Here is an 18487-nt window from a genome sequence, read left to right as displayed (position 1 = left end):
GTAGCGGCTTTGAAGACGATCGAAGGCTAGCAATCTTATTGTCGCATTAGCTTTCGTTCGACCGTCTGGGCTGGTGAAATTTCCGGCGGATCCCTCGGCGTTTTCGAGTTGGTTTTTTGGCGATCGCCAGTTTATTTCTAAGTTTGGCTTTCTCGGACGCTTCCACGGAGAAATACAGCGACCTGAAGGCGGCGACAGGGGCGATCGCGATCTGGGGTCGTCATTTCCGCAATCCCTAGACTATTCTGACAGTTGGGTAAGGATACTGTTTTCTTTTTAAAGGGAAAACTATACTTTTTGCATTCACTCGTGTCGATTATCATGCAGCCTCGGCAATCCCCAGATCCGTTCTCGAATTCTTCTGAAACCACTGACGATGATTACTCGGTGTTTTTTCAACCGCCTGACGATCGCTCGCCTTCCGATCGGTCGCGATCGCGTCCCGGTCTCAAAGGGGCGATCGCGGCATTTAATCTACGCCAAAAAATTAGTTTGGGATATATCGTGACTCTCGGAATTGTCGCGATCGGCTTGACGGGAGGCTTTGTGTTCGGCACGGTTCATCAAGAAAACGGGATCCGTGCTTTCGCGATCGCCGACGAACGCGAGCAAATTCTCAGCGACCTGCGCATTGCTAGTTTGGAAGTTCCTTTATATATCCAGGAACTGGCGATTTTACCCGATTTTTCTCCTCAAAAATTCGATCGCTTTATCCTCCAGTGGAAACAAGAATTACAGGAGATCGATCGCGATTTAACCCGACTTCAAGTTTTAGATTCCGACGAGCATGACCTCAGTCAGTTTTTTGGAAAATATCAACATGTCGCTCGCGATTACGAGCGCGAAATTGACAATCTCTCCAATGACTTAACTTTTTTACTCTTTCAAACTGAAGAAATCGGAAAAGTCCGCAGCTTGTTATTTGATTTTCGACAAAAACCCGTTATTTTTCGTTTCGATCGATTTTCTCGCGATTTGGAGGTCGAGCGCAAAGTTGCCAGCTATCAAGCCGAAAAAGCTCAACTTAAATTAAACCAGTCGATCTTAATTCGTAAGTGGTTTATTTCAATTACCCTGTTGCTCTCGGCGATCGTCGCTATTTTATTTGCCCTCTACACCAGTCGCGCGATCGCCCTTCCCATTCAAGGACTCACTCGCGTCGTCCGCCAAGCTACGGAAGAATCCAATTTTGACCTCGAAGTTCCGGTCACGACTGAAGATGAAATCGGTCAACTCGCTCTCTCTTTTAACCAACTTATTGCTAAAGTCAAACACCTTTTAGAGGAACTCGAAGCTGAAAAACAAACCCAGTTAATTCAAAGCGAAAAAATGGCCAGTCTCGGACGCATGTTGGCGGGAGTGGCTCACGAAATTAATAATCCCATCAATTTTATCTACGGCAATATCGATCCGGCTCGTGAATATATTGAAGATATTTTAACGTTAATTGAAACTTACGAAGCAGAAATTCCTAATCCTCCCGACGCCGTTCGAGAGTACGCCGAAGAGATCGAAATTGAGTTTTTAAAAGAGGATTTGTTAAAACTTTTACAATCGATGAAGGTCGGCGCCGATCGCGCGCGCGCAATTGTCTTAAGTTTGAAAAACTTTTCTCGTTTGGATGAAGCCAATCCCCAACCTGTTAATTTACACGAGTGCATCGATAGCAGTTTGCTGATTTTACACAATCGGGTCAAACGGGAAATCGAGATCGATCTCAAATATGGCGAAATTCCCAAGGTCGAAGGCTATATGGGATTGCTGTATCAAGTGTTTATGAATATCCTCAGCAATGCGGTCGATGCTTTGGAAGAACAAACGGTCATTCAAGGTGCGGAACCGAAGAAAATTACGATTTCTACAGAACTGTTAAACCCCCATTCAATTTTGGTTCGGATCGCCGATAATGGATGTGGGATTAAACCCCAGGATTATCAAAAGATTTTTGAAAACTTTTTTACTACGAAACCACGGGGAATTGGGACGGGTTTGGGACTGGCGATCAGTCGCCAAATTGTTGAGGAAAAACATGGGGGTAAAATTGAGTGTCTTTCGACTTGGGGACGCGGGACGGAGTTTCGCATCGAGTTACCGATTAAAAATCCCGATCGCCGATAAACGATTGCTTCTTCTGCTTCCGGATCGGATCGGTCTACGATGTAGGTTCAAGCGATCGCTCTTTCACGGCGATCGCCAGCAAAAAAATCTACAATCAGATCGATAACGTTTTACGAGTTCAAATTACAAGTTCAAACGAGTTAGGACGAAATTATGGGACTTTTTGACCAAATTATCGGTGCGATCGATAGCAGCGATCGCCAAGCCAATCCGAGTCAATTAGGCGCTATTCTCAGTACGGTACAGCACCTCAGCAGTAATACTAATGCCGATTTATCGACCACCCAAACGGCGATTTCAATTGTCGGGAGTTACGTGCGATCGGCCCTTCAAGAAAAACGCACCACGGAAGGCGAACAAACGGCCAGCTCGATTGTCAATCATTTTGCCGGAACGAGTGCCAATCCTCAAGCGATCGCCGCTTTGTTTTCTTCGGCGCAAGTCAGTCAGTTGATCGAGGCGATCGGCGCTAAAACTGGACTCGATCCGTCTCAAATCCAAATGATGCTCCCGATTCTCATTCCCGTGGTGCTGAATTTATTACGAACGGGTGCCAATACTGACAATCCGGAGGCGGAAGGCAATCCCGTTCTCAACTCTTTCTTGGATGCCGATGGCGATGGCGATGTCGATATCGCCGACGCGCTTAATTTGGCCGGAGGCTTTTTAAATCGGGGTCGTTAGCTTTTTTCCCTGGGTAATGACGGTAAAGGTTGGGTTCGATTTACCGTCGTTAGTCCCCTACGTTTCGGCATTTTTACGTTAGTTTCTCGTTTTTATTTATATATTTCTTAATATTTTTTCTTAACAAAAGTTTGCGCCGAAAAAGGGGTTTTGGGGCTTGACTGGCCTCGAAAAATATCGTATTATTTTTTATATAATGGGAATATTAGAAAAAATTTTAAAATTGCAAAGATTTCGATTATAATATAATACTACCACAGAATTAAAAATTTGCACCAACTTCCCCCAAAAAAAGGGCGCGCGCCCAAACTCGTACCGAGTTCGATTTAGTGCCGAAGCGGGTCAGTTGTCCACTTGTTGCATATAATTCCCCCAAATTTGAGCGGCTTGCGAGCTACTACCGTAGGTGGGGGTGTTATCGTCATTGCCCAACCAGACTCCAGTCACCAGGTCGTCACTGGGAAGATAGCCGACAAACCAGAGATCGACCCCGGAATTGGTGGTGCCTGTCTTCCCCGCTTCGCCGCGTCCGAGATAGGCACTGCGACCCGTACCGGATTGAATCACGCCGCGCAACATGTCGGTCATGGTGCGGGCAACATCGGGAGAGAGAACGGGGCGATTGGCGCTGGGGTCTCGAGCGTATTCGTAAATGACGCGGCAGGTTTCCGGGCGGTCGCGATCGGTGCAATCGCTGCTGTCGAGAATGCGGGTAATGGCGTGGGGGCGGTTGCGGCGTCCGTCATTGGCGAGGACGCCAAAAGCTCCGGTCATTTCCAAGAGGGTGACTTCGCTCTGACCGAGAATCAAACCGGGAACCGCTTGTAATTTAGAGCGAATTCCGAGACGGCGGGCCATTTGGATCGTGCGATCGAGTCCGACCTCGCGGGCGACGCGCAGGGCGATCGCATTTTCCGACTGAGCGAGTCCGGTATACATATCCACGGCGCCGCCACTGCGATCGCAGCCGCGAAAAGACTGACCGGACCAGCGCAGGGGTTCGCAAGAATAGACCTGAGACGCCGGGATGCCGCGATCGAGAGCCGCCGTGTAGGGAAAAATTTTAAACGTGGAACCGGGTTGGCGCAGGGCTTGGGTAGCGCGGTTGAACTGACTTTGTTGGTAGTCTACCCCTCCGGTGAGGGCGAGAATTTCTCCAGTTCTCGAATCGAGGGTCACGATCGCCCCTTGGGAAAAATTGTACTGAGTGCCGAGGGTATCGACGCCCCGACGCAAAGCGGTTTCTGCTTGCTGCTGGATGCGCGGGTCCAACCCGGTTTCCACGATAAAATTGCCTTCGCGGGCGAGACCTTCGCCGAGGAGTTCTTCCAACTCGGCAAAGACGTGAGCGTAGAAATACGGGGCGATCGTACTGTTGATAATTTCGAGAGCTTTCGGGTTAATTTCGATGCGCGATCGCCGGGCGCGATCGGCCTCTTCTTGACTAATCATGCCCAACCGCCGCATCCGATAAAGCACGCCGTCGCGGTAGCGAACCGCCAACTGATAGTTTTCCACCGGATTGAACACGTTGGGGGCGGGCAAAATCCCCACCAAGGTCGCCGCCTCCGACAAACTCAAATCGCGGGACGACTTGCCAAAATAAAATTGCGCCGCATCTTCAAACCCGTAGAGGTCGATGCCCAAATAAACCCGATTCAAATAACCGAGTAATAACTCGTCTTTGCTGTAAAACGCTTCCAACTTGAGGGCGACGATCGCCTCGCGCAGCTTGCGACCCGCCGAATCCGCCGTCCCCACGTAATCGCGGAACAGACTGCGGGCGAGTTGTTGAGATAGGGTACTGCCCCCTTGCAAGTTGCCGCCGCGCAAATTGACCGTAATCGCCCGCAGGGTACCGATCGGATCGACGCCCAAATGCCAGTAAAAGCGGGAATCCTCCGAAGCGATCAGGGCTTGGGGCAAATAGGGCGAAAAATCCGACAGTTGCCGCATTTCCACGTGGGCGTTGTTAAACGGCGGGCGCAGGGGAGTTTGTCCGTCGCGGGCGTAGACCACCACCGGACCTTGAATCGAGGTGGGAAAGGGGCGCACCTGGAATTTCTGCCATTCGATCGCGATCGCCGCCGTCACCAACGCCGCCATCCCCGAAATCCCGTAAAACGTCCAGCGCATCGCCAAGACGATCCACGGCGGCGGGTCGTGATAGAGAATTTCCACACTGTCGGCGAGTTCGGGCGGGCCCAAATTGAAGCGATCGCCGTGACGCAGGGGTTTCTTTTTCACCCGACGTTTGCCGCGATAAATGCCGTTGGTCGAGTTTTCGTCTTTGAGGAAAAAGGGCGCGTTGGGGTCTTGACTGTCGCGCCATAAAGACAGGTGAGTTTGGCTGACCACCGGATTGCGGATGATGATATCCGAGGTTTTCGACGATCGCCCGAGGATAAAGCGATCGCCCAATAACGGATAAATCTTCGGCTGTCCGCCGTCCCCCTCGTAAACCCGCAGTTCCGGGACTTTGGCATTGGCTTTGAGCGACAGCCGCGAAAAATTGACCCGGGTCAGTACCGTTTGTGTCGCCTGGGTAATGACCCCGAGGATCGTTTTCGGTTGTTGGGGAGGGGGAGAAGGAGGAGGAGAACTCATGAGTGCTTTCGGCAGAAGAATCGGCAAGCTCTTCTATTTTAGGATTGTTGGGAGTTGCACTGTCAGAGGGGCCTGAAGTGCACGGGTTGGGAGTCTTTAATTTTTCAATCCGACGACGAATCGGACCGATCCGCAGACTCGGGATCGGGCGATCTCTTCTCTCCTTCGCCGTACTGGGCTTGCCAGAACATGACCACGAGCAAACAGGCAATCCCGAGATTGATCGAGACGTCGGCGAGATTGAACACCGGGAAGCCGATCAAACGGAAATCGAGAAAATCGATCACTTCCCCGGTGGCAAAGCGATCGATCCCGTTGCCGATCGCCCCGCCGAGAATCAGTCCGTATCCGGCTTGTTCCCACGCCGACAGGCGCGGCCCGAACCAGCCCCAGGCGATCAAGACCAAACTGACGAGTAAGGAGAGCCAGCGCAACCAACCGCTCCCCTGAAACAAACTGAATGCGGCTCCGGTGTTGGTGACGAAGGTAAAATGAAAGACCCCCGGCCATAAGGGCCAGGTTTCGCCGTAGTCGAAAACCCCGACTACCCAGAATTTGGTGAGTTGGTCGAGAATGACGGCGATCGGGGCGATCGCCCAAAACAGACGATTTTTAAAAAATTTCATGCTCCAGGGTGGGCGGGTCAACGGCGGCGCGGCGCGATCGCGTCCGGTTCGGGGGTCGGCGAGAGCGCGCGGAGGCGCTCAATAAAACATTAAACTACGAACCCCAAACGCGACCACCGTCACCGCACATAAAACCGCCAGTTGACCCGGTAAAGGATTGAGAGAATAAGCGATCGCGGAACGGACGAGGGCTTGGTCGGCGAACAGGTGCATCGCACTCAAATAGAGCAGTCCGACCAGATGGATCGCCAACAAGCCGCAGATCCCGCTAAAGGCGAGGGATTCGAGCCGGGGCGGCATTTTGAACGCCAGCCAGCCGCAGATCCACGCCCCGGGAACGAAGCCGAGTAAGTAACCGAACGTCGGTTGTTTGAGATAGTCCAGACCGCCGCCTTCGGTAAAAATGGGAAACCAGGTCAACCCCAACACCAGATAGGCAATTTGGGAGAGCGCCCCGGCATTTTTGCCCCCGAGACAGCCCACGAGTAGAACCGCCCCCACTTGATAGGTGACGCCGAGGGAGTGAATGGGGATGCCATCTTGTTGCCAATTCCAGGCGGGGCTGGCGATCGAGGCTTCGAGAAACGTACCGCCAATAGTTAGCAGCAAGCCGATCGCCGCCCAGATCAATTCGAGGGGAAGACGCACGGTAACGGGGTCGGTGGAGGAGGACGAAATCGGCGGGCGGGACTTGAGCCTGTGGCTCTCGGGAGGAGGGAAATTAGCGCGATCGCCCATGGCGATCGCCTTGGGGAACGGGTGCTTCCCCTCCTTCGAGTCCGAGTTCGGCGAGCATGGCTCGGTCTCGTTCCGGCGGTTGACCCATGGTCGTCAGGTAGTGACCGACGAGCATGGCGTTGATTCCCGCTTTGAAGCCGAACGATTGCAGTTCGCCCATCACCGCTTCGCGTCCGCCCGCATAGCGGATAATTTGCTCGGGGAGGAGCAAGCGGAAAATGGCGATCGCCTTGAGGGCGTCGAACGGGTCGAGTTTGGGCAGATGACCGAGGGGAGTCCCTTCGCGAGGATTGAGCAAGTTTAACGGGACTGATTCGACCTCTAAATCGCGCAAGGATAAGGCTAAATCGATCCGGTCTTCCCAGCTTTCCCCCATACCGATAATGCCCCCGGTACAGGCTTGGATTCCGGCGGATTTCAAGTTGTTGACGGTTTCGACGCGATCGCGCCAGGTGTGGGTGCTGACGATTTCGGGGTAGAAGTTTTCCGACGCTTCCAAGTTGTGGTTGTAGCGGGTCACTCCCGCTTCGGCGAGGGCTTCGGCTTGTTCGGCGGTGACTTCGCCCAAAGCGCAGCAGGGTTTGATCGAGGTTTCGGTAATAATCCGGCGCACGGTTTCGAGAACCTGCTCGAATTCTTTCGATTTCGGCGAGTTATATTTCGGTCCGCGACCTTGGGAAACCAAGCAAAAACGGCGCGCCCCCGCCGCTTCGGCAGCTTTCGCCTGTTCGAGAATTTCGTCGGCGGATTTCAAGCCGTAAATCGGCGATCCTTCCCCGGGATGGTAGGCGGATTGGGAGCAGAAGGAGCAGTTTTCGGAGCACCCGCCGGATTTGACGTTGATGATGCTGCACAAATCGACGGTATTGCCGCAACATTCGCGCCGGACGCGATCGGCGGCTTCGCACAGCAATAAGATGTTTTCTTGTCCTTCAATTTCGGTTAAGGCGAGTGCTTCGGTTTTGTCGAGGCGCTCTCCGGCGATAATGCGCGTGGCGATCGCGTCGAGGCGATCGCGCAGCTCATCTGGAGTCGCCGACCGCAGATCGATGGATTGCGACGATCGCGCAGATGGTGAAATCGGTACTTGAACCACTTTGCAGCCCTTTGATAATCGTTGCTCTAAGCATTCTAGTGAAGTACCGCCGATTGAATCAAAAATTACAATCAAAGATTACAATCGCGGCTTCCTACTTCTACCGCCGAAACTTCCAGAAAACAAGTTTTCTATGGGTCTGACTCGGCGTCCGTCGGCTCAACCCCGTCTTCCCCAGAGTTGTTACGTTTTTAGACCCTTGGTTTTCGCCGCTAGATAAAACTTACCCAAACTTACCCATCAAGTCTCAAAGCTTGATGAACAATACCTTTGAGTCGATTTTACTTCCTGCTTCTACCAAGGGAGTCGGTGAGTCAGTGCGGTCTTGGGGTCTCCCCAAGTAGAGCAACTGACGAACCCGTAGGGCTCACTCTTGTCCACAGGCGTTAATTTGGCCGTAGCTCGACCTATTTTTTCCAGATTTTTGGCTGCGTTTAAATCTCTGTCTATTTTGAGATGACAATGGTCGCAACCAAACAGTCTTTCTGATAAGAGTAATGAGTCTTTAATGCTTCCACAATTAGAACAGATTTTACTAGATGGATAAAATCTGTCTACGATTATTAGTTGTGACCCATATATTTGGCTCTTATATTCCATCTGCCGTCGGAATTCATAAAACCCCATATCGGCGATAGATTTAGCTAGTTTATGATTGGCCATCATGCCTGATACGTTTAAGTCTTCTATCACATTAACGGCGTGGTTCTTGCATAATTGTGAGGTCAACTTATGTAACGTATCTTTTCTGAGATTAGCGATTTTCCGATGGAGTTTTTGGACTTGAAGCTGGGACTTTTTTCGATTGGCAGAGCCGAGACTTTTTCGGCTAACTTGTCTTTGGAGTCTAGCTAGTTTATTTGAATGCTTTTTATATGCTTTTATTCCTTCTATACTTACTCCCGTTGATAAGGTGGCAAGCGCTTTTATCCCCAAATCTATCCCCACTACATCTGTTTTCTTATCGGTGGGGGTCACGTTGACATCTATTTTAAACGAAATAAACCAGCGATCTGCCTCTCGACTAATCGTCACATTTTTGGGTTGATAATTCCCCGATAATCTTTCATAAGTTTTCAGAATTCCAATGACAGGAACCTGAATTTTATTTTCAGATAATATTTTTATGGTTCCATCTAGAGTAAAGCTGTCTTGTCTGCCTTTTTTCTTAAATTTAGGTCTAGATTTCTTTTTTTTAAAGCAATCTTGCCACGCCTGGGCGAGATGTCTGAGAGCGTATTGAGGGGCACACTTAGAAACTTCGTAATACCACAGATTCTCTGGTTTTACTAACTTATTTAACCACTTATGTAAGTCAATAGCTGTGGGAAATTTGATTTTTTCATCGGGACTACAATCGGCATTATGTGATAAAATTCCTAAACACAACCCGTGACCCCAATTGTAAGCATGACGCGCCACTCCCGCATGACGAGCGAGTTTTTGTCGTTGGGTAAGATTAACTTTAAGTTGTGTTTTAAACCCTAATAACATGGAGTTAAATGCTCTACGCTACCAATGGCGCCTAACTAGAGCTAATTTTACCACCACTGATGACTTTATTAACAATTCAGTTTCTAGAAATATTGGTCAATGCTCCGGGAATTTCTCACGATTTGAGTAAGATTGGGTAAGATTGGGTAAGTTTTCGGCTTCTGTAGTTAATCCTTGGAGTAGGCGTTCCAACAAGATCGAACATTGTAGCACGAGGAGGGGATCGCGCATCGATCTCCGGGGAGCGATCGCCCCAAAGAAACCGAGTGATAAATTGTGATAAATTTATCACTCGGTTTAATCACTTGAGAGAAGGGAGTTAGACCGATCGCCGCGCCGTTCGTCTTAGGGAGCGATCGAGCTAAAGGCCATGTGCTTGTAATATTCGGTTTCCGTCACGATGTCGCGACTGCTTTCGACGCGATCGAGGAAAACGATGCCGTCGAGATGGTCGTATTCGTGCTGAAACACCCGGGCGACAAAGCCGGAAAACTCCGCCCGTCGCAGTTTGCCCCAGCGATCGGTATATTCGACCTCGATCGCCTCGGACCTCGGCACCAAGCCACGAATCCCGGGAATACTCAAACAGCCTTCCCAATCTTTAACTATTTCATGGGAACGAGAGAGAATATGGGGGTTGATAATTGCTGTCGGCTCCATGTGAGGAGCGTAAGGATAACGCACCGTCGGACGGGAAGCCAGCAGGAACAAGCGATAAGATTTCGAGACTTGGGGAGCGGCCAACCCCACCCCATTGACTGGGGCGACGGTGGTCGTCAAGTTGTCGATCAGGGATTGGATCGAGGGGTCGTGAACGTTGGTGACAGGTTGAGCGGGCGATCGCAGAACTGGATTGCCTAACTGAGCGATCTCGAGTAATTGCGCTACAGTCATGATGAATGCTCCCTGTTGCAAAGCAACCTTAACAAAATTTAAGATCGTTGGTCAGTGGGGAGATTGCCCGGTCGGACTTCAATCGTTCGGATCTGACCGTTGCGATTGACTTCCACGCGCAACGTCGAACCGATTTTACTCTCTTGGACGATTTGCTGAACGGTTTCCGACTTAGTAATCGTCTGACCTTCCATTTTTTGAATCACATCCCCGGCGCGGAACCCGGCGGTCGCGGCGGGAGAATTGGGAATGACCCGGACCACCAACACCCCCGAATCGACGGAGACCGTAATCGGACTGTTGGGGTCGCTATTAATATCTTCTTTCAATTCGGGAGTTAAGGCGATCATCTCGATCCCCAAAAACGGATGTTGGGCGCTTCCGGTCGTAATTAACTCTTCGGCGATCCGTTGGGCGGTGGCGATCGGAATTGCAAAGCCCAAACCTTGGGCGCCACTGATAATCGCCGTATTCATCCCGATCACCTCGCCGCTTGCGTTGAGCAACGGACCGCCGGAGTTCCCGGGATTGATCGCCGCGTCAGTTTGAATGAAACCGACGCGCTTGTCCGGGACGCCGACATCGCTACTCGATCGCCCGGTGGCGCTGATAATTCCGGCGGTGACGCTGTTATCGAGACCGAGGGGATTGCCGATCGCGATCGCCCACTCTCCCGGACGCAACTGTTCGGAATCGCCCATGCGAACCACCGGAAGCTGACTCGCCTCGATCTTGACCACCGCCACATCGGTGACCGGATCTTCCCCGAGAACTTCGCCTTCCAACTGGCGACCGTCGCGTAACACCACCGTCACGCGATCGGCGCCGTTGACCACGTGGGCGTTGGTTAAAATTTGACCGTCTTCACTGATAATAAATCCCGATCCGGTGCCGCGTTCCACTCGTTCGCGCGGTTGAATCGGGATATTGTTCCCGAAAAAGCGACGGAAAAACGGGTCGTCAAACGGCGCCGGAACTTGACTGGTGACCGTCCGCGCCGCATTAATCCGCACCACCGCCGGACCGACTTGTTCCACCGCCTCGACAATAAAATTCGAGTCGGTTCCCGGCGGTAAAATCGCCACAGTGGATCCGTTGGAGCCATTATTCGGCTGACCCGACCCCGGAAGATTCGACGGTTGCGATCCTCCACCGAGTCCCGACTGGGGGGATACACCGGAGTTAGACGCCAAGAAGCGATCGCCCGCCAACGCGGCGCCACCCCCCAACAACACCAACAAAAAATAGAGCAGGGGTTGCTTCCACGAAAATTTTCCAGATCGGTCCGCTTTATCTGAACTGTTCATCGCCATCATGTCCGGCTGCCTTGCCAAAGTAAAATCTCGACTTACGACGCTGCTAGAGAATTCTCCGAACCAGTCGCTGACTCAAGTTTCATTATAAATTAGAGCCATTCCGGGTAACGGCTTCTCAGAGGAATTGCTACAAATCCGCGATCGCCCGTCTATCGGACATCCGATCTGCTACGGTGTTGGCAGAGTCACCGGGTTGGCAGGGAAACGGAGTGCAGATTTTTTTAATCCCTCCCCTCCCCTCGCGCCGGGTTGCTCTACCCCTCCACAGTCCCATCCGCGCGCGCCACCGGGTAGGGGAGGGGACCGAGGCGAACGCGATTTGAGATAAGAGGTCAGTGGTGGAAATTCCCCTCGAACAACTTTGGGATCGGGTCCTTGAGAGATTACAACTACAACTGAGTCGCCCCACCTTTGAAACCTGGATCAAAACGGCGAGTCCGCAACAACTCGCCGACGATTGCTTAGTGATTTGTACCCCCAATCCCTTCGCCCGCAATTGGTTGCAGAAATATTATCTAAAAACGATCGCCGACGTCGTCCAAGAAGTCCTCGGGCGTCCCGTCGAAATTAGCATCAAAACCATTCAAGAAACTGAAACCAACGGCGGCGGAAATAGTGACGTTCTCTGGTCTTCGCCGATTGCCAACGTTTCCCCCGTCCCGGCGCCCCAGCGTCCCCGTCCGAGCGAACTCAATCCCAAATACGTCTTTTCTCGCTTTGTCGTCGGTTCCAACAACCGCATGGCCCACGCCGCTTCCCTCGCCGTCGCCGAGTCTCCCGGTCGCGAATTCAATCCCTTATTTTTATGTGGCGGGGTCGGCTTGGGCAAAACCCATTTAATGCAGGCGATCGGTCATTATCGCCTCGAAATTTGTCCCGATTGCCGGGTTTTTTACGTTTCTACCGAACAATTTACTAACGACTTAATTGCTGCCATTCGTAAAGATGGAATGCAAAGTTTTCGCGAACATTATCGCGCTGCCGACGTCTTACTCGTCGATGACCTCCAGTTTATCGAAGGCAAAGAATACACCCAAGAAGAATTTTTTCATACCTTTAACACCCTCCACGAAGCTGGAAAACAAGTGGTTTTGGCCGCCGATCGCCCCCCGAACCAAATTCCGCGCCTGCAAGAACGACTCTGTTCGCGCTTTTCAATGGGACTGATCGCCGACATTCAACCGCCGGACTTGGAAACGCGGATGGCGATTTTACAGAAAAAAGCCGAATATGAAAATGTGCGTCTCCCGCGCAACATTGTCGAATATATCGCCGCGCATTACACGTCCAATATTCGCGAACTCGAAGGCGCTTTAATTCGCGTCGTCGCTTATATGTCGATTTCCGGCTTACCGATGACTGTCGAGAATATCGCGCCTATTCTCCATCCCCAAATGGAAAAAGTAAAAGCGACGCCGGAATCGATCGTCGTCGCCGTTTCCGATACCTTTGGGGTGTCGGTTGACGATCTCAAAAGCAATTCTCGCCGTCGCGAAATCAGTCAGGCGCGTCAAATTGGCATGTATTTAATGCGACAGCATACAGAATTGAGTTTGCCGAAAATTGGCGAAGAATTTGGCGGCAAAGATCATACGACGGTTCTCTACAGTTGCGAAAAAATCGCTCAATTAAAAGAGAACGATCCGGAGTTAGCCAATACTTTGCAACAGTTGAGCGATCGCATTAATTTTGCCAATCATAGTTATTGAAGGAGTCACGGGTCCGAAGCGAGACGTCAGAAACCCGTAACGCCGGGGTCTCAACTCCGCGAACGTCAGCCCCCTTTTTCTCCCTCCTCCCGATTCCCTCAATTTAAACTCTAAACTCTAAACTCTAAACTCTAAAATTCCGTTCTCCTATGCAACAACCGCAACACTTGTCTTCTTCTGGTTGCCAACCTTCCGCATTACTCGATTGCGCGATCGACCGCGAACCGATCGCCGTTACGCCGGACACTCCGGTGGTCGAAGTGCTGGTCACCATGAGTCAAAATCGAGCGAGTTATATTTTAATTCTAGAGAATGAAAAATTAGTCGGCATTTTTACCGAACGAGATGTCGTCAAATTGACCACGACGCCGATGGATTTGAGCGAAATTCTCATTGCTCAAGTCATGACCTGCCAATTAATTACCCTCTCCTTAGAGGAAAAAGGAGATATTTTTTCAGTTTTATCTTTACTGCGATCGGCCCGCATTCGCCACCTACCTTTACTCGACGATCGCGATCGAGTCGTCGGCGTCATTACCCCGGAAAGTTTGCGTCAAGTTCTCAAACCGACGGATTTACTACAAATCCGACGAGTGGGAGATGTAATGGTCACGCAAGTAGTGAATGCATCGCCTTCGATCTTAATGTTTGAATTGGCGCAAATCATGGTCGAACAACGCAAAAGTTGCGTGGTCATTTGCGAGAAAAGCAACAACGGCGATCGCCAAATTCCCATCGGGATTGTCACCGAACGAGACATCGTTCAATTCAAAGCAATGGGATTGGATTTATTCACCACTCCCGCCGAAGCGGTGATGAGTACGCCACTGTTTCCGATTTCGGTCAACGCCTCATTATGGGAAGCCAACCAAATGATGCAAGAACATTGCATTCGTCGTTTAGTCGCGGTGGATCTTGAGGGGAGTTTGGCGGGAATTGTGACCCAAAGTACCTTATTGCAAGCGTTAGATCCGGTCGAACTTTATTCGACGGTAGAATTACTACAACAAACGGTCACCAAACAGACCTTAGAATTGCAAAAAGCCAATGAGGAAATGAAGCGGGAAGTCAGCCAACGACAGGAAGTTCAAACTCAATTAGAAGAACTCGGAAAAAATTTAAAACAACAGGTTGACGAACGCACTCTCGAACTGCAAAAAGCGAACGGCCAACTCCAAGAAGCCAATTTAGCGTTAGAAAGAGCGAATCGAGAACAAGCGAACCTCAATGAAGAGTTAGAACGACGGTTAAAACAATTAGAGAAGGCTCAAGTTCAACTTGTCCAAAGCGAAAAAATGTCGGCACTCGGTCAACTGATCTCGGGTATCGGCCATGAAATTAATAATCCGGTGACCTTTTTAAAAGGGAATCTCAAACACGCGCAAGCTTATATTAAAGATTTATTAGATCATTTAGAATTATATCGTCAAGAATTGAGCGATCCGAGCGATAAGATTAAAGATCATGCGGAAGAGATCGATCTCGATTTTGTCCGGCGAGATTTACCGGAGATTATCGATTCGATGACGGCGGGGGTCGATCGCGTCAGCCAATTGAGCGTGTCGTTGCGGACGTTTTCGCGATCGGATGCGACGTCTAAGGTTCCGGTCGATTTGCATGAGGGACTTCAGAGTACCTTAGTGATTTTAAAACATCGGTTGAAAGCCAATGAAAATCGTCCGGATATTAAAGTGATTGAAGATTATGGAGAGTTGCCGAATATTCCGTGTTATCCCGGGCCGATGAATCAGGTTTTTATGAATATTTTAGCCAACGCGATCGATGCGGTGGAAGAGTCGAATCGGGGGAAGTCTTACGATCGCGTGGTCGCCAATCCGAATAAAATTTGGATAAAAACGCAGTGGGAAGGGGGTGACGGGGACCATCCGCCGAGGGCGATCGTTTCGATTAAAGATAATGGCATGGGAATGCCGGAATCGGTTCGAGAAAAGATTTTCGATCGCCTATTCACGACCAAACCTGTGGGGAAGGGAACGGGTTTGGGATTGTCAATTAGCTATCAAATTGTGGTGGAAAAACATAAGGGTAGTTTGATCTGCCTCTCGGAACCGGGAAAGGGAACGGAATTCCAAATCGTGTTACCCGTCCGTCAAAAACTCTCGGATTGGTGAATTGCCCAGTTCCGATTCCCGAGTTCCCGAGGTTCCCGAAATTATTGCAAGGTCGGCAAGACTTCGCGCAGTAAATCGGAGGTGACGCGATCGCTGATGGTGGCTTCGCCCATGCGTTTGGGTAAAATAAAGCGAACTTTGCCGTCTTTGACCTTTTTATCGGTTTTGAGGGTTTCTAAAATCTTTTCGATATCTAAATTACTGGGTAATTTCGTCGGCAATCCGGTTTTTTCAATTAATTCAAATTGACGGGTGTCGCACGCTTCATCCCAGCATTTCAATTGTACGGCGCAACGACTGGCGGCGACCATGCCGATCGCCACGGCTTCGCCGTGATTGGTGACTTTGTAGCGGGTCAAACTCTCGACGGCGTGACCGATGGTGTGACCGTAGTTGAGAATGGCGCGCAATCCGGCTTCGCGTTCGTCTTGGACGACGACATCGACCTTACTCTGACAGGAACGAACGAGGATGTCGTGCAGTAATTCTTCCGGGAGAAACCGCAACTGGTCGAGGCGATCGCACCGTTCCATTTTCTCAAATAAAGTCTCGTCCCAAATGACGCCGTATTTAATGACTTCAGCCATTCCGGCGCGAAATTCGCGGGCGGGTAATGTTTTGAGAACTTTCGGATCGATTAACACCAAACGCGGTTGGTAGAAAGCGCCGATCAAGTTTTTCCCTTTGGGATGGTTGACCCCGGTTTTACCGCCGATAGACGCATCGACCATCGCCAACAAGCTGGTGGGAACTTGGATGAAGTTCATCCCCCGCAACCAGGTCGCCGCCGCAAACCCGGTCATGTCGCCGATGACGCCACCGCCGAGGGCGACCATAGTAGACGATCGCTCTAATTGGTGTTCGAGGGCTTGACCGTAGATTTTTTGAATGGAATTGAGGGTTTTATACTGTTCTCCCGCCATGATGATGCAGTGGGCGACCTCAAAGCCGCGATCGCGTAACGACGCCATCGCGCGATCGCCGTAGTGGCGGAAGACGACGGGGTTGGAAACGAGCAAGACTTTTTTACCCAAATCGAGCGATCGCATCCGTTCCCCGAGTTGGTCGATCGCGTCGGGGGCGATCTCGATATCGTAAGAACGCTCCCCAAGATCTACGTGAATCACTGACTGCATGGTCCAACCCAAATCAACAAGCATTGTGGGCTGTATTCTATCGCACTCCATGCTTCAATATTTCTTAACGGATTTTAATGGAGAATTTATTCATGGGAATTACAGCAAGTGGAGCAGTGACCTATTTCGTCCTCTTAGGGGGTGCGTTGGTCGCGGCGATCGGTTTGATGTTCGCGTTGCGTGCGGTCAAGTTGATCTAGATCGATCTAAGTTAATTGCAAACGCCTGCGAACGGCGCGATCGCCTGCGGTTGATTCTGGGATAAACACTGGGATGAAAACCGCAAACCTCGGCAGGGGAGGCGATCGCGCCGTTTGTTTTGTTCGATAGCTCGATGGCGACCCCGGTTTTGAGAGGTTCGCTTGAGAGTGGCCGATGGGTAGATCTCCCCGCCAAAATTGGGAAAATTGGGGGGCGATCGCTGGCACCGATCGCTGCAGCTTGCGTCAAAATGTATCTAAATGTAAACGATCGCGATCGCCCGCCCAAATCCGACGATCTTCAGTGGCGGAGATCGCCCCTTCCCCTCACCTCTGTCTGCGGACAGACCCCGAACCTGCCCCATGCGTGCCGTTTCTTCCCGCCTCGGTGCCTTGTCCCGCCTCGATATTCCGCCTTGGTTTCTCGCCTTCGTCCCCTTCAAACTCGGTGAAGGGCTGCTCATTACCCTCTTACCGCTTTACGTCGTTCAAGTCGCCCACGGCAGTCTCGCCGATGTCGGACGAGTCAACTCTTCCATTGCCCTCGCGGGGGTTCTCGCCTTTACCCTGTGGGGGAATTTGTCCGATCGCCTGGGTCGCCGTCGTCCCTTCCTCTTCTTAGGCTTTCTCGGCTTTGCCCTGTGTACGATCGCCCTGGCCCGAGGACAAACGATTCCCCAAGTCTTCCTCTTGGCGACGATTGCCGGATTTTTCATTGCCGCCATTACCCCGGTGGCGTCTGCGTTGGTTCTCGACAGTATCCCGGATCGGGAACGGGGAACCTCCTTCGGTCGCTTCTATCAAATCACCGCGTGGAGTTTCGTCGGCGGAGTCTTGTTAGGGGCCAGTTGGCTGACGTGGCAACCCGCGAATCTCGAAACCCCCGAGGCGATGCGAATGCTGTTGCTGTTTGCCGGAGGATTTGCTTTCGTCAGTTGCTTGTTGTGTATCGTCTTAGTCCGCGAAGCCCGACAGTTTCACTCCCGGCGCCGCTACACTCGCCAATTTCTGGGGCGTCTGAGTGTGGCGATTATCGAACGACGGGCCTTATTTTATCCGTCGCGGATGTTGTATTTTCTCGGCGATCGTGCCGGAGGGACAAACTGGCGCGATCGCCTCAGCCACCCCCTGATCCTCTATTACTGCTGTGCCGCCGTCTTTTTCTTCTCGATTAACTTAGTTTATATTCCCTTTCCGATTTTTCTCACCGACGTTCTCGATGCCACGAACGCTCAAGTGTTTCTGATTACCTTGGGCAAAGCGGCGGTCGAAGCCTTATTGTACATGCCCGTCGGTCGCCTGGTCCAGCAGCAATCGGGCATTACCCTGCAAGTGCAAGCCACGGCGGTTCGGGTAATCATTTTCGTGATTTTTACGGCGGTGGCGTTGGGAGAACCGACCCGGGGGAGTTTGGTACTCGTCGGGATGACCCACTTGCTGACGGGGGTCACCTGGGCGGCGATTAACGTGTCGAGTACGACGGCGATCGCCGCTTTAGCGAACAAGGGTCAGGAAGGGATGGCGATCGGCCTGTATAACGCCATTCTCGGCGTGGCGGCGATCGTCAGCAGCACGATCGCCGGACAGTTAGCCAACCGTTTCGGTTACGGCGTCTGTTTCGCCAGTGGGGCAGTTTTAACGGCGTTAACTGTGTTATGGCTGCTGTCTCTCCAACCGACCCTCGCCGCAAAAACGAATCCGCAAGTCTAATTCCCAGGAGGGGAGAACCGTAGCGGA

General features: G+C 51.4%; 15 protein-coding genes. 7 read left to right on the top strand and 8 right to left on the bottom strand.

The annotated features are described in order from the left end of the window. The first annotated feature begins 73 nt into the window (after window positions 1-73). The 3 genes from JJD41_RS12060 to JJD41_RS12050 all read left to right on the top strand — a co-directional run bounded on the left by JJD41_RS12060 (window position 74) and on the right by JJD41_RS12050 (window position 2802). On the top strand, window positions 74-280 hold the full coding sequence (locus tag JJD41_RS12060; RefSeq protein ID WP_200666179.1) for a hypothetical protein: 207 nt from the start codon (window positions 74-76) through the stop codon (window positions 278-280). 41 nt (window positions 281-321) lie between these two features. Then, window positions 322-2118, top strand: coding sequence for a sensor histidine kinase (locus JJD41_RS12055; protein WP_200666177.1), 1797 nt, complete (start codon window positions 322-324; stop codon window positions 2116-2118). 153 nt (window positions 2119-2271) lie between these two features. Further along, window positions 2272-2802, top strand: a complete 531-nt coding sequence (locus JJD41_RS12050; protein ID WP_200666175.1) for a DUF937 domain-containing protein — start codon at window positions 2272-2274, stop codon at window positions 2800-2802. Between the two features lie 342 nt (window positions 2803-3144). Here JJD41_RS12050 and JJD41_RS12045 read toward each other — a convergent pair whose 3' ends face one another. The 7 genes from JJD41_RS12045 to JJD41_RS12015 all read right to left on the bottom strand — a co-directional run bounded on the left by JJD41_RS12045 (window position 3145) and on the right by JJD41_RS12015 (window position 11564). Then, a complete protein-coding gene (locus JJD41_RS12045; protein WP_200666173.1) occupies window positions 3145-5409 on the bottom strand; it encodes a transglycosylase domain-containing protein in 2265 nt (754 codons plus the stop codon). Between the two features lie 104 nt (window positions 5410-5513). Further along, window positions 5514-6035, bottom strand: a complete 522-nt coding sequence (lspA, locus tag JJD41_RS12040) for a signal peptidase II (RefSeq protein WP_200666171.1) — start codon at window positions 6033-6035, stop codon at window positions 5514-5516. A 78-nt stretch (window positions 6036-6113) separates the two neighbouring features. Then, the gene (locus JJD41_RS12035) at window positions 6114-6683 is read right to left on the bottom strand and encodes a biotin transporter BioY (protein WP_200667271.1); all 570 of its coding nucleotides are present in this window, start codon (window positions 6681-6683) and stop codon (window positions 6114-6116) included. A gap of 73 nt (window positions 6684-6756) precedes the next feature. After that, on the bottom strand, window positions 6757-7824 hold the full coding sequence (bioB, locus tag JJD41_RS12030; RefSeq protein WP_370583831.1) for a biotin synthase BioB: 1068 nt from the start codon (window positions 7822-7824) through the stop codon (window positions 6757-6759). Window positions 7825-8163: 339 nt separating this feature from the next. After that, entirely contained in the window at window positions 8164-9363 is a 1200-nt protein-coding gene (locus tag JJD41_RS12025; RefSeq protein WP_234488602.1) for an RNA-guided endonuclease InsQ/TnpB family protein, read from the bottom strand. A 345-nt stretch (window positions 9364-9708) separates the two neighbouring features. Next, a complete protein-coding gene (gene def, locus JJD41_RS12020) occupies window positions 9709-10257 on the bottom strand; it encodes a peptide deformylase (RefSeq protein WP_200666167.1) in 549 nt (182 codons plus the stop codon). A 38-nt stretch (window positions 10258-10295) separates the two neighbouring features. Further along, window positions 10296-11564, bottom strand: coding sequence for an HhoA/HhoB/HtrA family serine endopeptidase (locus JJD41_RS12015; protein WP_200666165.1), 1269 nt, complete (start codon window positions 11562-11564; stop codon window positions 10296-10298). 347 nt (window positions 11565-11911) lie between these two features. Here JJD41_RS12015 and dnaA point away from each other — a divergent pair, with 347 nt between their 5' ends. Further along, window positions 11912-13282 (top strand): chromosomal replication initiator protein DnaA, encoded by a 1371-nt coding sequence (gene dnaA, locus JJD41_RS12010; RefSeq protein WP_200666163.1) that lies wholly within the window; start codon window positions 11912-11914, stop codon window positions 13280-13282. Window positions 13283-13431: 149 nt separating this feature from the next. After that, window positions 13432-15414: a CBS domain-containing protein gene (locus tag JJD41_RS12005; RefSeq protein WP_200666161.1), complete on the top strand. Its 1983-nt coding sequence runs from the start codon at window positions 13432-13434 to the stop codon at window positions 15412-15414. Window positions 15415-15455: 41 nt separating this feature from the next. Here the strand turns inward: JJD41_RS12005 and aroB are convergent, their stop codons facing one another. After that, window positions 15456-16550, bottom strand: a complete 1095-nt coding sequence (gene aroB / locus JJD41_RS12000) for a 3-dehydroquinate synthase (RefSeq protein ID WP_200666159.1) — start codon at window positions 16548-16550, stop codon at window positions 15456-15458. 92 nt (window positions 16551-16642) lie between these two features. On the opposite strand from aroB, the gene petL reads away from it, so the two are divergent. Together petL and JJD41_RS11990 are read left to right on the top strand one after the other, a co-directional pair. Beyond that, window positions 16643-16750 (top strand): cytochrome b6-f complex subunit PetL, encoded by a 108-nt coding sequence (gene petL, locus JJD41_RS11995; protein WP_234488601.1) that lies wholly within the window; start codon window positions 16643-16645, stop codon window positions 16748-16750. 363 nt (window positions 16751-17113) lie between these two features. Then, entirely contained in the window at window positions 17114-18460 is a 1347-nt protein-coding gene (locus JJD41_RS11990) for an MFS transporter (protein ID WP_200666157.1), read from the top strand. Window positions 18461-18487: the final 27 nt, after the last annotated feature.

The sequence above is a fragment of the Oxynema mangrovii CENA135 genome (assembly GCF_016632315.1).
GTDB lineage: Bacteria > Cyanobacteriota > Cyanobacteriia > Cyanobacteriales > Laspinemataceae > Oxynema > Oxynema aestuarii.
The sequence above is the reverse complement of the archived record's forward strand: the minus strand, read 5'-3'. Positions and strand labels throughout refer to the sequence as shown.

What these genes read in the sequence shown, in the direction of transcription:
- JJD41_RS12005 (WP_200666161.1), top strand. Translation starts at nt 13,432, where the DNA reads ATGCAACAACCGCAACACTTGTCTTCTTCTGGTTGCCAACCTTCCGCA.
- JJD41_RS12015 (WP_200666165.1), bottom strand. Translation starts at nt 11,564, where the DNA reads ATGAACAGTTCAGATAAAGCGGACCGATCTGGAAAATTTTCGTGGAAG.
- petL (WP_234488601.1), top strand. Translation starts at nt 16,643, where the DNA reads ATGGGAATTACAGCAAGTGGAGCAGTGACCTATTTCGTCCTCTTAGGG.
- JJD41_RS12050 (WP_200666175.1), top strand. Translation starts at nt 2,272, where the DNA reads ATGGGACTTTTTGACCAAATTATCGGTGCGATCGATAGCAGCGATCGC.
- JJD41_RS12055 (WP_200666177.1), top strand. Translation starts at nt 322, where the DNA reads ATGCAGCCTCGGCAATCCCCAGATCCGTTCTCGAATTCTTCTGAAACC.
- def (WP_200666167.1), bottom strand. Translation starts at nt 10,257, where the DNA reads ATGACTGTAGCGCAATTACTCGAGATCGCTCAGTTAGGCAATCCAGTT.
- lspA (WP_200666171.1), bottom strand. Translation starts at nt 6,035, where the DNA reads ATGAAATTTTTTAAAAATCGTCTGTTTTGGGCGATCGCCCCGATCGCC.
- JJD41_RS12045 (WP_200666173.1), bottom strand. Translation starts at nt 5,409, where the DNA reads ATGAGTTCTCCTCCTCCTTCTCCCCCTCCCCAACAACCGAAAACGATC.
- aroB (WP_200666159.1), bottom strand. Translation starts at nt 16,550, where the DNA reads ATGCAGTCAGTGATTCACGTAGATCTTGGGGAGCGTTCTTACGATATC.
- JJD41_RS11990 (WP_200666157.1), top strand. Translation starts at nt 17,114, where the DNA reads ATGCGTGCCGTTTCTTCCCGCCTCGGTGCCTTGTCCCGCCTCGATATT.
- JJD41_RS12025 (WP_234488602.1), bottom strand. Translation starts at nt 9,363, where the DNA reads ATGTTATTAGGGTTTAAAACACAACTTAAAGTTAATCTTACCCAACGA.